Here is a 14530-nt window from a genome sequence, read left to right as displayed (position 1 = left end):
AATTAAGCTGCGATCGCCTGAGTCTTGCTTCGCTTACTATTGTTGATACGGTCTTCGGCTAATCGTTTCGCAGCATCGTTGGTAGTAACTCCCTGCTCTTTGGCGATATCAAAAATTGCTAACAGCGTGTCATAAATGTTATGTACTTGTTTGAAAGCTTTTTCTTCGTCATAACCGATCATTTCGTTGTAAACGTTGATTAATCCTCCGGCATTAATTACATAATCTGGGCTGTAAATAATCCCCTTTTTGGTAAGCATTTGACTATGTAATTGCTCATTCTCCAATTGATTATTAGCTGCACCAGCAATAATAGAAGCTTGCAGGAAAGGAATTGTATGACTATTAAGAATTCCTCCTAAAGCACAAGGAGAAAAAATATCTACATCAAGGGAGTAAATTTCAGTTGGTTCTACAATAGTTGCGCCAAAAAGCCGTTTTATCTCTTCTGCTTTTGCTGGATCTACATCGCTAACAAAAAGCTTGACATCATGCTCATGTAAGTGCCGACAGAGATTTTTTCCGACATTTCCTAAGCCTTGAACGGCAACTTTCATACCATCAAGTCTTTTGCTCTGCCAACGAGACTCTACAGCAGCTTTAATTCCGAGAAAAACTCCTAATGATGTTATGGGAGCAGGCCCACCAGATTTTTCTGAGACTCCAACAACATATTTCGTTTCTTGACTGATTGTTCGGACATCATCAGGGGTAATATTGACATCTTGCCCGGTAATAAAACGTCCATTGAGGCTGTTAACAAAACGTCCGTAAGCTCTTAACAGTTCTTCTGTTTTATTTTCAGGATTAGCAATAATAACTGCTTTGCCACCACCAGCCGGAATGTTTGCACAGGCAGCTTTATAAGTCATCCCCCGACTGAGACGAAGTGCGTCTTTTAAAGCAGCTTCTTCGTTGACATAGGGCAAGATTCTTGTAGCTCCCATCGCTGGGCCCAAAGTTGTGTCATGGATAGCAATAATTGCCTTAATTTCAGGATTTTTACCATGACAAAACAAAACTTGTTCGTGGCCCATTTCTCTAACAGTTTCAAATAGCAGCATCTTGACCTCAAAGTAATTAGAATTACGAAATGTAAAGAAATAGAAAAAAAGCAGTCTCGAATATTAAGATAGGATGAAGTAAGAATAAGTAAGTCCTTAAAAATAAAAAAATCAAGCTCCAGTTTAGTGGTGTAGTTGTTAGCTGGAAAGGCTTTTTCGGATTATAAATTCGTACTTCATCCTTGTCCTTTGGTGAGTAGACTAAGACTGCGAATGTATCAATCAGACATATATTACAAAGTCCGTTTGTTGGGGTTTCAGTGTCTATAACAATTGAATGAAATTGCCAGCTTTTCAAATCAAACCATTGGAAATGAAACTTGCTTGGCTGCACTTTTAGCTGGACTTGATTTAACTCCTTGTGCCGCCAAACTCTTATTACGTCCACCAGAAGGTGCTGGTCGATCGGCATCAATGACTACATCAATGAGAAACGGAACAGATGATGCGATCGCTTGTTCTAATGCCGCTTCCATATCCGACTCTCTAACAACCACGATCGCTTCTGCTCCCATCCCACGAGCAATCATGGCGAAGTTTGTCGGTGGAAGTGTTGCATCTGCGCCCTTTAATCCCAAGATTTTCATCCCTTGATGGCACATGTTGTAACGTGCATCATTGAGGACAATCCAGATTGCGGGAATTTTGTATTTCACGGCTGTGCTGATTTCGTTATTCATCAGCATTGCTCCATCGCCAACAATCCCTACAGCCTTAGTATTGTTCGCCAGCGCTGCACCCAACACTCCAGTAACAGCGTGACCCATTGCGCCGACTCCGGTGCTGACTCGATAACGATTGGCTTGGGCAAATTGCAATAAATGAGTTGACCAAGTAAAGGAGTTACCACACTCCGCCATTACTATCGCATCACTACCTTCAACAACGATTTTTTGAATGGCAGCCATCAATACTTCTGGCCGCACTGGATAATCTACGTCTGGTGCAGGTTCAATTGCTTTGCGTTCTGGACGAGGTAGCGATATTGCGGTATCAGGAGCATCCGGTAATTGCTGCAATAACTCTTCCACAAAAGCTTTGATATCAGACCGAACCCCGAAAGTTTCAACGTGTGGATAGGCTACACCTGGCACTTCTGGGTCAATATCTACATGGACAAAGCCTCCTTTGGGAACTAGCGCCGAACTCCAAAAGGAAGTCGGTTCGCCAAGGCGGGTTCCTAATACGAGTGTGTGTAGTGGAGGTTGTTCTTCCATATAAGTTAAGACAGAAGCATGACCCCCTAAACCTGTGACACCCACAAACTGGGGATGATCTTCGGGAAAGATACCTTTACCACGGGGTGAGCAGATGACGGCTGCTCCAGTTTTTTCAGCGAGTTTGAGGATTTCGTCTGCTGCATGACGCGCACCGAAACCAACCCAGATAGCAAAGGGCCCAGATGATAATAACTCTACAGATTTAGCGATCGCTTCTTTTGAAGCAGTCATCGGAAACGGAGAAACATCTAGTTGAGGCAAAGCTACATCCTCAACTAAACTTGTCTGCACAGCAGTAGGAATGCTCAAATGGGCAACAAATCCGCCTGGTTGCGCCATCGCTAAAGCAAGTTTGCGGAAAATCTGCGGAAGTTGAGCCGGAGATTCAATGGTGATTGCATAGTTGAATAGCGCTCCTGATGTAAAAATTCCTCCACTGGGCAATGTATAAGTGCTGGTTTCTTGAATTGCCCAGCGTCCCCGCTGCGGTGCTGAGGTACAAGCCGATAACAAAATTACCTTTGCACCTTCACCACGAGCTGCAAATAACCCAGTCAGTGCGTTAGTGATCCCCGGCCCGGCTGTGGTAAAAACTACAGTGGGGCGATTATTCGCAAAGTAAGCTTCGGTGGCTGCAAAGGCTGCTCCTGCTTCATGGCGGAAGTTCAACACTTCTATACTGCTATTTGACAGCGCCCCCCAAAGGCTCGCCATTGCACCACCGGCGACACCAAAAGCGTAGCTTACTCCCAAATTTTCTAACATCTGAGCGATCGCATCAGCAACTGAGAGCGTTGCGGGTGTTTCGTCATTTAAAAAAGGCTGAATTTCCTCGTTATTCTCCGATTCATCAAGCTGACGAGAAGATTCTACATATCTATTTGCTGGAAATTCTTTGTATGGCTCAGTGGTGATGAGATGAGAGTTTGAACCAGTATAGTTTTGACTCATTGGTTTCACGCAATTACATAAAGTTACACAAAGGATTTTTAGTTTACAATCACAGCGCTAGTAATATTTACTATGAACAACTCTGTTGTTTATGACAGCTATGACTGAGTTTTAACAATGGTAGAAGCGGTTGATTGCTGCTGATTGGTGGTTGTGAGCGCACTACCAAAAAATTTTTGCAAAGCATACAGCAAGTAAGGCTGTGCTTCTAGAAACCACAATAGAGGGGATGATGACTGATGTGCAATCAAAAATCTTTTGATGGAGGTGTCAAATTTTTCGCTTCTACTGTAATGACTAAAGTACTTAAGTAGATTTGCGGAAAAAACTAAACCATATAAAGGTATGTAAACAAGCAATTAAGCTTAACTCAAGCACATCTCAGAATGTTTACAAAGCTTTACATAGTTATCTTTAATAGTACCAACTTACTGATTCAACCACTTGCAGAGATTCTTAACTTCTGATCAATACTCTAATGAAAGCATATCTGCAATGATAATTTTTTTGATAAATTTTGATAAAAGTGTCAATTCTTTCGCTGTTGTCGCGATTGCGACATTTTCAACTTAGTAATTCTGAAAAACTGAGAAGCTGCGATCGCTACTAAAACACATCACCAAATTTACAATAGAAAATCTTTTGATTTAGCTGTCAATTCTTTTGCTTTTCTTCTTTCAGGTAGTTCCCAATGGGCGACTACCTTTAACTTTCCAACTTGCCTTAAAAGATGGGTTGAACTAAGTTGTCGCGCCTACAAGTTGCCTCATAATCTTTTAGGTAAAACCTATAAACCCTCTCCTCTGCTCCCCCACTGTCTCAATGTGCAAATTAAAAACACAACAGCTTACAACAGTTTCGCGCTCCTTATACTGCCACCAAAAACTTATCGAGTCAATTCTTTGTAACGAGAAAGACATAAGACCTTAATTTTTTATGTGTCTTTTGAGGGATGACAAAGCGCTGAATATATAAAACTTGATAAATAACTAGAAAAATTTTGCTCCCAAGTCGTTCCGAGTGAGGCGATTTCTGAGTCAACAACATCATCAAATCTATTTTTTATGACGCATCGTTTATCAAAACTTACTTAGATTTTCACTAAAATGTTGCTTTTTGACAAAATCATACACGAAATTATACAAATTACTTTAGTACAGTTGTATTTTTTGTATAGATGGCCTTTCGTTCTGAAAAAGTCAACGTAAAATTATCCGTGTTTTTGCAAAATATATGTATTCCTTACGACGGATGACTAAGCATATTCTTCTGTAGTTAAATCCCTGAGAGAGTAAGTTAAGATAAATTAAGAAAATGAACCAATAAGTCAAAGTTTGTTGATTCAAGCCAAGCCAAGCTCGGTAAATTCATTTATGTTGATAATCAAACGACTCTACATGAGTAGTTGGTCAAAGTCCTTGGTGAGAGAAAAGGTAAGAGACAAAAATTTTTCTTATTTAACCTTTTCCCAGTCGAAACCTCGCAACTTTGGGTTGATGAACCATTCCTTAACTATGGTGCAAAGGCTACCATCTCTCCCGGTGTTAAAGGTACGTAAATTTATGCAGTGCTGTAATATATAGTTTCGCGCAAATAAACCACCCATTTTAAATGTCCAAAACCTTTACGTAACGGTAATTACGTTGGTGACACGAAAAAGCGAGTCCGCATAATGAAGAAGGAGAAGCAAGCTACGCGCAGCGTCTCGTAGAGAGCATCATTACGAATTACGAGAAGCGGTATTAGTTGAAATTTAAAATTTATTTTCTACTTATAGATCGAGAGTTCTGAACTTTTGTCTAATAAGGTCTCTTGACTAATCTTAATTTGATTTGTCTATTTTTTGCATTCATAAAAAACTGTTTAAGTCAATCATAAATTCCAGGTTACATCTTGGGGGATTTTAAGAAAAATTGGTTAAATTATTCCTTTTTTATTGGTACAATAAGATTTGTTAAGTTAGTAATATTTTTAATTTACTAACTACTTCTATTTATTAATTGCCTAACACTGCACCAAAGATTTTAGTCAGTTATGACTATTGACTCATTAATGGCTATGGTGCTAATTAATTACCAGGAGCAAGTAGAGATATGAATTCTGGCGATTATAGATTACCTAGATCAAAGACTCAATGGCCACTACAGCCAGAAGTAGAAATGAAGTTTGCTCACTTTTTAATAAATCAAGCTGTAGATGCTGCTTTTTGTTTAGGAGAAAATACACAGTTTCTCTACGTCAACGATGCTACTTGCCAGATGACTGAGTATTCTCGTGAAGAATTACTCTCTATGAGGTTGCATGATATAGACGTAGATTTTTCTCTACACAATTGGTCAAATATTAGCTCAGAAGGTTCTACTACCTTTAAATCTCGCTACCGGACAAAAGGAGGTCGGATATTTCTGGTAGAAATATCTATTAGCTATCTAAAACAACAAGATTTAGAAATTGGCTGTGCTTTTGCTCGGGAAATAAGTGATGAAATAGTAGAACTGAGCGTGCAAAAGTGGACTAATGAATTAAAGGATGCCAAAGACGATTTGCAACAGGAATTTTCTCAACTAAAAGCAAAAGAGCTAGAACTAGAAACATCTCTTTCTTTACTTCGTTCTACTCTTGAATCTACTGCCATTGGTATTGTTGCAGTTAACTTTGAGGGAGATATTCTGAGCTTGAATCAGAAATTTGTGGATATGTGGCAGATCCCCCAGTTCCTAATATTATCTAAAAAATGTCCTCGATGCAAAGCCTTTTTTGAGAAGCAACTTAAAGATCCACAAGCCTTTAGTCGGCTAATTTGGGAAGTGTCTAGCCAATCCGATTTCGAGAGCTATGACATTCTGGAATTGAAAGATGGGAGAGTTTTTGCACACTACTCTAAGCCTCATTTGTTGGATGGCAAAATTATTGGTAGAGTCTGGAGTATTTGGGACATTACTGAATCGAAACAGACTGAAGAAGCATTGCGGCTAAACGCAGTTAGATTTCGGACAATAGCCGAAACGACAGATACCAGCACTTTTCTGATTCAAGGCACACGGCTTTGCTACATAAATCCAGCAGTAGAGCAACTTACTGGCTACACAAAAGAGGAACTATTAACAGGTTTTGATCTTCGCCGACTGATTAAGAGCAAAAGAAGCAGACAGGTACGTAAGCAAAATGAAGCAACTAACTTTGAATATCAGGAAATGAATATTCTGACAAAAAACGGTACAGAGCGCTGGCTAGCTTGTGCAGTTGTAATGTTGGATGGAGTGCTAGATTTTGGAGGAAAACCAGTAGAAATGATTGCGGGCGTTGATATTACCGATTACAAATATGCAGAATTAGGTCTTAATCAAGCTTTAGAACAAGCAAAACAACTTAGCGAACTTAGAGCGCGTTTTCTTTCTATGGTTTGCCATCAATTCCGTACACCGTTGAATATTGTTTCATTTTCTAATAGTTTACTAAAGGAAGAAGTAGACAAACGTACACAGAAGAAAATTCAACCATTACTAGATCATATTCAAAAAGCTACCGAACAACTCGGTCAGATGTTAGATGATATTCTATTTTTCTCTAAGGCAGAAGCAGCAAAAATAAACTGTGAACCTAGACCCCTTGAATTAGTTGATTTTTGTAATGATTTAGTAGCACAAATGCAGATGAGCATTAGGCAAATTCCAATTCAGTTTGTTAGTCAAGAAAATTATCTAAAAGCCTGCATAGACAAAAAACTTTTAGAGCCAATTTTAAAGAATTTGCTCGATAATGCAATCAAATATTCCCTCTCAGGTATGACAGTTGAATTACAACTCTCTTGTGAAAAAGAGCAAGTAATTTTCCAGGTTAAAGATAGGGGGATCGGTATTTCAGCACTGGATCAACAACGAATATTTGAGCCATTCTACCGTGGTAGTAATATCGATCATATACCTGGCACTGGATTAGGATTATCGATTCTTAAAACCCTTGTAGACCTACATCATGGTCAAGTTGTTGTAGAAAGTCAAATTGGTGTGGGCACTATGTTCTCTGTGATTCTGCCATTAATCAAATCATAATTTACTATTTCCGAGTTATGAATGTTCAAATCAAGATTAGTTATTAATTAATAACTTAACAATCACAACTCTTGGAACCAAATAATTGAGCTTATGCCTATTTACATACTCACAAAAAAAATGAATGCAGCACAGTATAAATCCAACTAAGCCAGATTAAGAGGATATTTTAAAATCTGCTAGCGATTTATCAAATACTTTTAGATCCTCCTAAATTCCCCTTAAAAAGGGGGCTAGGGGGGAACGAAAAGCCTAAAAACACAGCCAAACACTTTTAAAACATCCTCTAAAGATAGGCAAAGTTCGGCCACAGTCTAATAGGAACTAGCTTCTGCAAAAAGTTATGGGAATAAAAATGATCCACGAATCGCCAAATAAAATTCTCGTCATTGAAGATGATAATGTTACCCGCGATCTTTATTTAAAAGGTCTTAAGGCTAAAGGTTTTGATACAATCAGTGCAGACACCGGTTTTGCTGGTATCCAACAAGTACAAGAGTGTATACCCGACTTAGTGATTTGCGATATTACGATGCCCGATATAGATGGTTATGGCGTTTTAAGTACGCTACGCCAAGATCCTCTGACAGCAATTATTCCCTTTATTTTTCTGACTGGGAGTAGTAACAAAGCAGATGTTCGCAAAGCTATGGAATTGGGAGCAGATGATTATCTTACCAAACCCTCTACACTAGACGAATTGCTCAGAGCGATCGCTATCCGGCTACAAAAACAAGCTACTCTGCAAAACTGGTGTACGATGAAATCTGAGAAAGCTCTAAAATCAGTATTTGTAGATAAAACCTCAGCTGCGATCGCACCTGTAGAAACCCCTGAGAAAGAAGCCACGATCCCTTCTCAATCAATCTTTCCCTCCATTCCCCAATTAAAAGAAGTTTTCGACTTTATCGAAGCCCATTATCATCAAGGAATTACTTTGTGTGATGTGGCTGTTGCTGTTGGTTACTCACCTGCTTACTTAACTAACCGAGTTGCAAGACAGACGGGAGAGACTGTAAACTGCTGGATTGTCAAACGCCGGATGGCGGGCGCTCGTTTTTTACTCCAAAATGATAATCAGACAGTCGAGAAGATAGCGAAAGCATTAGGCTATCAAGATGTGTCTCATTTCTCCCGCCAGTTTCGCCAGCATCACGGTTTACCTCCCCAGGCTTGGCGCAAGCAGCATCAGCTTGGATCGCAAAAACAGGTGAAACTCTGGTGAAAGAACTGAAACTTAAAAGGGTGGTTATAAGCTGCGTCTATACAGACAAAACCCACCTCCGTGAGTTTGAAAACCTCAATTTCTGTTCAGTTTGTGTAGCCGCGTTCACGCAGTATGCCGCAAGCAATTCGATTCCCCCTGGTTAGGATAAACCTATATGTATCAAGGTTTGTGTGAAATCACATTACCCAATTTAAATAAATAGTTGCGTAAACTCATATATTAAATCCACCCGCCCCTTACGTAACATAGCTGGATCTAATCTTTCAGTAGTATTACAAGTCATCAAGATAACTAACCGTTGCTGCATCTGAATACCAGACTCATCAATGACACTTTGATACAAAGTGCCATCCAGTAAACTGAGAATATGTTCGGTTTTATTGTTGTATTGCGCTACCTCGGAAGCGCGATTTTGCGCTAGATTATCAGCTTCGTTAATAACGATACAAATACGCTCTATGTAAGTTGGGGGAACGAAATTAGCGATCGCATCATGATCTAAAATAAAAATTACATACCCTAAAGGTACAAGAATTTCTTTTGCTACTGCTTGTGTCCAGACTGTTTTACCAGTACCTGGTTGACCATGTACAACAACCGCTAACTGGTTTTGATTCAGAATCGCTTGCTGTACAGAATCAGTAAAGTTTTGGATATCTGTCGGAAATGTGCGGATGTTAAATTGGCTGTGAACTTTACCTACACGACTTTGATACCCACTCAGCATTACTGCTAAGTCATAAGTCGCTTTGTTAATTAGTGGTGCGAGATTTCTGGCCATTAAGCTATATTGTCGTCGCCCGCGATCGTAGGGATCGATTTGCAACCAAACGTCATACTTCGCCCAGTAAGCATAAACAGTATTAATAACGTCTAAGCGCTCCCAGCTAATAAATCTATCTATAGGAAAATAAAAATCTCTTTCTGAATAATACTGAGTAATAATGTCAGGATTACCTAACACACCCAAAACTCGTAATACAGTAATTTCTTGCAGTCGGTTCAGAACATAATCAATGGGAATGCTACTACGACTAACAAATTGGACAATGGGCGTTTCCGTACTCAAAACATCTTTGTAGCGATGATCTGGTGATTGAGGATCTGGGGTAATGTAATTCCAAAATTTTTCCACTTCGTAGCGGGTATTCTCAGATACAATATTTAAGAAATTAGCCCACCAAGCATAATTATTTCGTCCCAAAATATCAGCAACATTACTCGCTAAATTCAAACTTTTTTGAGTTAATTCGCGGGAGTCACTAGACAAAAGTTGCCACAAAAACCCCCAGTCTAATTCTCGGTTAAACGGTCGCCAACCACTAGCAAGCAAGCTTTGTCGGGTATTATTTGCAGGAGTGCCTTCATTGCTTCTAAAATAGTCAAAATCCATATTTGTTTAGTTATGCAGCGTTAATAAAGTTATTTGGTGTTAAGGATGAAATTGTAAAAAATTTTCTTGTAATATCAACTATTTATACCAATTCTCTGTGAAGCTGCACATGATTTTTACCCCTCCCAACCTCCCCGATGCCTTGGGGAGGTGCCGCAGGCGATGGGGTTCTTTCTATGCGTCTTCATCTAGAAATGGTATTACGTACAAGTGTTAATTTTATTTCCACCGTGTTGTACTGGCTAGGAAGTCTTTTTAATCTAACCCATTATTTATGTAATATACTGTATTACAATATTACTACCTGCGTCAACTTTTTTGACAAAGCAATTAGCTCTTGATGTACAGCACAAGCCTTGGTGGTTAGGACATCAACAGATGATGAAACTTAGACACAAAAAGACTTTTCACCCAGTCCCCAGTCCCCAGTCCCTTACTATACTTGCGCTACTATATCCATCTCTAGATGACGACTAGTACCGCAAGTAGGAATTCAAAATTCATGCAGCATAAGTGTTTCGTTGATTTGGAATGGTCTGTTTTTTTCCAGCGTGTTGTACTAGTATCATCACTGTGGATTTTTTTGTAACCTAAAGCACATAACTGCACTTTTGACTAACACCAAAGTTTCTCTCATTTCTGGAAGGGCTAACCTGTATACACAAGTCAAAAAACATAATCCAGTCTTGAATCTCGTAGGGTGTGTTCTGATGAAGCTGTAGCATCAACTGATGTAGAAACGCAGAATTTTGTATCTCTTCTTGTTAATCAAGTTGAGTATTTGCCATTAATTTCTATATAACCCTCCGAAAGATCGCAACCCCATACAGTTGCAGAAACCTCGCCAATATTGAGGCTAACATGAATATCTACTTTATCTTTAGACATAATTTGGCGTAACTGTTCCAGATTTTCACTAGTTAAGCTATTAGGATAAACTTTAACATTATCAAAACTGATAACAATTCGTTCTGGATTTATATCTTGCTCATTTTCACATTTACCTATAGCCATAGCAACTCTTCCCCAATTTGGATCTGCTCCATAAACGGCGGTTTTTACTAATGGGGAATTGACAATTGCTTTAGCTACTTTTTTAGCTTGTGCATAGTTAATTGCTGAATCTACAGTTACCTGAATAATTTTGGTAGCACCTTCTGCATCTCTAGCAATTTTCAGCACCAATTCTTGTGCAACTTCTTGCAATGCACTGGCAAAATCCGCTTCTGAAACTTCACCAGCTATTCCATTAGCTAGAATCACGGCGGAGTCACTAGTAGAAGTGTCAGTGTCCACACTCAGGCAGTTAAAGGTTCTATCTATAGTAGAGCGAAAAATAGAACGAAGGCTATTTGCAGAAATCGCAGCATCGGTAAAAAAGAAAGTTAGAAGTGTAGCCATATTAGGCTCAATCATCCCGACACCTTTGGCAATTCCTACCAGCTTGGCATTACCTATTTGCCGTGTAGCTATTTTCGGTACTGTATCGGTGGTCATAATACCACGGGCTGCGGCATTAAAATCAGCAGGAGTCAATTTTTTTCCTAATCCTAATAAACCTGCTCGGATTTTTTCAATCGGGTAACGTCTGCCAATCACGCCTGTAGAAGCGATCGCAATATTATGTGCAGCAATTCCAGTTTCAGTTGCAACTAATTGTAGAACCTCTTGGGCATCAGCGATGCCAACAGCACCATTAGCAACATTTGCATTCTTAGATATAACGACAATTCCTTCTATTTGTGAATCTTTTAAGTTCTCGCGGCTAATAGTAACACTTGGCCCGACGAAAAGACTTTGAGTGAAGACTCCATCTGCAATACAAGGAACTGATGATTTAATAAATACAAAATCATCAGTTGCATCGCGGATTCCTAAATTTGTAATAAATGCACTAAAACCTTGAGGTGTGGAAGATAAATTTAATGACATTTTTTTGAATCTAGTAAATTGTTTTTATTATCCCATAACATTTATAGAAATATTTGCTATATCAATTATTAGAGGCGTATGGATGTACGCATCTAATAATTGATATGTCGGATAAATTTTATCAAATTTTTAATAGAAGCTAAAAGCCTATAATAAATCAGTTAATGTAAGGGTAAATGTTGTCCAGCCGTTACCGCTTTCTACTTTAATGTTTCCTTGCAGTTGTTCGACTAATTTCTGTACTATAGGTAAACCTAATCCAGAACCACCTTGATTCCAGATGTCTGCATTGGGGATGCGATAAAACTTATCAAAGATTCGTGGTAACTCTGTTGCGGGAATTTCTGCGGAATTACTGGTAGTAATAATAGTTTTTGCAGGCGTTTCCAAGGAGTTGTAGCTGACACTTAGGATAATTTCACCACCCGCAGGTGTATATTTACAGGCATTATTGAGCAATTCTACTAAGATTCGTTCTAAGCTTATGCTATCTGATAACAATGGCGGGAGATTTGAAGGGAGATTTAACTGTAGATTTTGCTGCTGTTGTTGAACGCGGATTTGAAATGGCTGAATCATCCAAGTTAACCACTGGTGTAAAAGCAACGCATCAGTTGTAATAACTGGATATGATGAACTTTCTAGCCGTTGTAAGTCTAGTAGATCGTTAATTAATCCTAACTCGCGATCGCACTCGGCTTCCATCAGCTGTAGATAGCGTTGAGTTTCCTCAGTACTAGTAGATAATTGTATAATTTGAATCATTACCTTTATATTACTCAGAGGCGATCGCAGTTCGTGGGAAACTAAATTCAAAAAGTCATTTTTAAGTTTATTTATCTCCTCCCATTTCATCACAAGTTGCTCTTGCTCAATTTGCTTTTGACGCGCCTCAATCGCTCGTTTGCGCTCAGTAATATCTCTAAAAACTAACACAGCACCCGTAATATTATCTTTATCGTCTTTAATAGGTGCGGCACTGTCATCAATTGGTATTTCTCCACCTTCTCTAGTAATCAGAATAGTTTCTGCTGGGAGACTAACGATAATACCATCTTGAAGGACTTTTACAATCGGACTTTCAATAGAGTTATGAGTTTCTCCATTGGCAATATTGAATACTTCTGATGAATTTTTGCCATAAGCTTCTTCCTGTTTCCATCCAGTCAGATTTTCAGCAACGGGATTCATAAAAGTTACCAATTCTTGCAGATCGCTGGCAATCACAGCATCGCCTATACTTCTTAAAAGTGCATCCAGCCATTTTTTATTTATTTTTAATTGCCTTTCTAAACCATGTTTAGTTAGAGTTATTTCAATATTTGTTCGTAGTTCTTTTTCTTTGAAAGGTTTGAGTAGATAGCCAAATGGTTCAGTTATCTTAGCTCTTTCTAATGTTTTATCATCTGCATAAGCAGTCAAATAAATTACTGGAATATCTAAATATTTATGGATTTCTTGGGCAGCTTCTATCCCGTCCATTGAACCTTTGAGCTTAATATCCATTAGCACTAAATCTGGAGATATTTCTACTGCTTTACTAATTGCTTCTTCTCCTGAAGAAGCAATAACAGGAACTGTATAACCAAATTTTATAAGTCGATATTGTAAATCTTTGGCAACAATAGCTTCATCTTCTACAACTAATATTTTTGCGGTTGTCATGTTTTAGTTTTTTATATTAATGTAAATGTCACCTGACACTCTACTCCCTTAGTACCTTTAATATTGATATTTCCTGAAATTTGATTTATTAAAGCATCTACTAACTGCCAACCTAAAGAAGCTATATTTTTGAAACTAAAATTTGGTGGTAAACCAATTCCGTCATCGCCGACTACAAGTGTAACACAACGCTCTTGATTTTGGTGAATTTCGATATATATAATACCATCTCTACCTGATGGAAATGCATATTTCAAAGAATTGGATACAAGCTCATGGATAATTAAGCTACAAGGAATTGCTGTATCTAAGCCGAGAAATACGCCATCGTCAATATTTATGTTCAGAGCGATCGCATCTTCATTGACTTCATAAGCAGTAAATAAATCTGTTACCAAATCTCGAATGTATTCACCAAAATTAATCCTTGCTAAGTCTTGAGACTGATACAATTTTTCATGTACTAGAGCCATTGATGCAATCCGTTGCTGGCTTTGTTTGAATATTACTAAATCGTGTTCGTCTTTGATATAAGCAGATTGCAAACTTAACAGACTGGAAATAACCTGTAAATTATTTTTGACCCGATGGTAAATTTCTTTTAATAGCACCTCTTTTTCTAAAAGCGATGTTTGGATTTGCTCTTCCCATTGCTTGCGATCGCGCAGTACAGCTTGCCGTTCGCTAATATCTTCGACGACAGAAATAAAATATATTGGCTCCCCGCTAGGTTCGCGCACTAAAGACACGGTGAAATTAACCCAAACGATGGAGTTATCTTTGTGGAAATAGCGCTTTTCGATTGAGTAAGTTTGAATATTACCTGCTATAATTTTATCAAAATATTTTAGATCGGCGTTAATATCATCTGGGTGAGTAATATTTTGGAAAGTTAGGAACTGTAATTCTTCAGGTGTATAACCGAGAATATCGCAAAGCCTCTGATTAACTAACAACCACCTTCCATCTATTGCTACATGGGCGATGCCAACAGCAGCTTGATGGAATGTAGCACGGAATCGTTG

Annotated in this window: 8 protein-coding genes and 1 pseudogene; 2 read left to right on the top strand and 7 right to left on the bottom strand. The window is 38.6% G+C overall.

Annotated elements, in window-relative coordinates; all coding sequences use genetic code 11:
• Nucleotides 1-2: 2 nt before the first annotated feature.
• The 3 genes from scyB to V7K42_RS17720 all read right to left on the bottom strand — a co-directional run bounded on the left by scyB (nucleotide 3) and on the right by V7K42_RS17720 (nucleotide 3486).
• Complete coding sequence (gene scyB, locus V7K42_RS17730; RefSeq protein ID WP_334918295.1) at nucleotides 3-1064, bottom strand: tryptophan dehydrogenase ScyB; 1062 nt, start codon at nucleotides 1062-1064, stop codon at nucleotides 3-5.
• A gap of 299 nt (nucleotides 1065-1363) precedes the next feature.
• On the bottom strand, nucleotides 1364-3235 hold the full coding sequence (gene scyA, locus V7K42_RS17725) for a scytonemin biosynthesis protein ScyA (RefSeq protein ID WP_334918293.1): 1872 nt from the start codon (nucleotides 3233-3235) through the stop codon (nucleotides 1364-1366).
• A gap of 98 nt (nucleotides 3236-3333) precedes the next feature.
• On the bottom strand, nucleotides 3334-3486 hold the full coding sequence (locus V7K42_RS17720) for a hypothetical protein (RefSeq protein WP_334918291.1): 153 nt from the start codon (nucleotides 3484-3486) through the stop codon (nucleotides 3334-3336).
• Between the two features lie 1842 nt (nucleotides 3487-5328).
• Here V7K42_RS17720 and V7K42_RS17715 point away from each other — a divergent pair.
• Together V7K42_RS17715 and V7K42_RS17710 are read left to right on the top strand one after the other, a co-directional pair.
• Nucleotides 5329-7287 carry a scytonemin biosynthesis sensor histidine kinase gene (locus V7K42_RS17715; RefSeq protein ID WP_334918289.1) on the top strand — a complete coding sequence of 653 codons (1959 nt, stop codon included), beginning with the start codon at nucleotides 5329-5331 and terminating at the stop codon, nucleotides 7285-7287.
• 355 nt (nucleotides 7288-7642) lie between these two features.
• Complete coding sequence (locus tag V7K42_RS17710) at nucleotides 7643-8512, top strand: response regulator transcription factor (RefSeq protein WP_334918287.1); 870 nt, start codon at nucleotides 7643-7645, stop codon at nucleotides 8510-8512.
• A gap of 193 nt (nucleotides 8513-8705) precedes the next feature.
• On the opposite strand, the gene V7K42_RS17705 is transcribed toward V7K42_RS17710, so the two are convergent.
• The 4 genes and pseudogenes from V7K42_RS17705 to V7K42_RS17690 form a co-directional block, all read right to left on the bottom strand.
• On the bottom strand, nucleotides 8706-9908 hold the full coding sequence (locus V7K42_RS17705) for an AAA family ATPase (protein ID WP_334918285.1): 1203 nt from the start codon (nucleotides 9906-9908) through the stop codon (nucleotides 8706-8708).
• Between the two features lie 768 nt (nucleotides 9909-10676).
• Complete coding sequence (gene argJ, locus V7K42_RS17700; protein WP_334918283.1) at nucleotides 10677-11840, bottom strand: bifunctional glutamate N-acetyltransferase/amino-acid acetyltransferase ArgJ; 1164 nt, start codon at nucleotides 11838-11840, stop codon at nucleotides 10677-10679.
• A gap of 147 nt (nucleotides 11841-11987) precedes the next feature.
• Nucleotides 11988-13505 carry a hybrid sensor histidine kinase/response regulator gene (locus V7K42_RS17695; protein ID WP_334918281.1) on the bottom strand — a complete coding sequence of 506 codons (1518 nt, stop codon included), beginning with the start codon at nucleotides 13503-13505 and terminating at the stop codon, nucleotides 11988-11990.
• 11 nt (nucleotides 13506-13516) lie between these two features.
• A pseudogene (locus tag V7K42_RS17690) lies at nucleotides 13517-14530 on the bottom strand (sensor histidine kinase); the annotation flags it as partial.

It is taken from the genome of Nostoc sp., assembly GCF_036917455.1.
Classification (GTDB): domain Bacteria; phylum Cyanobacteriota; class Cyanobacteriia; order Cyanobacteriales; family Nostocaceae; genus Nostoc.
Note: the sequence above shows the minus strand (reverse complement) of the source record. Positions and strands in the feature narration are given on the sequence as shown.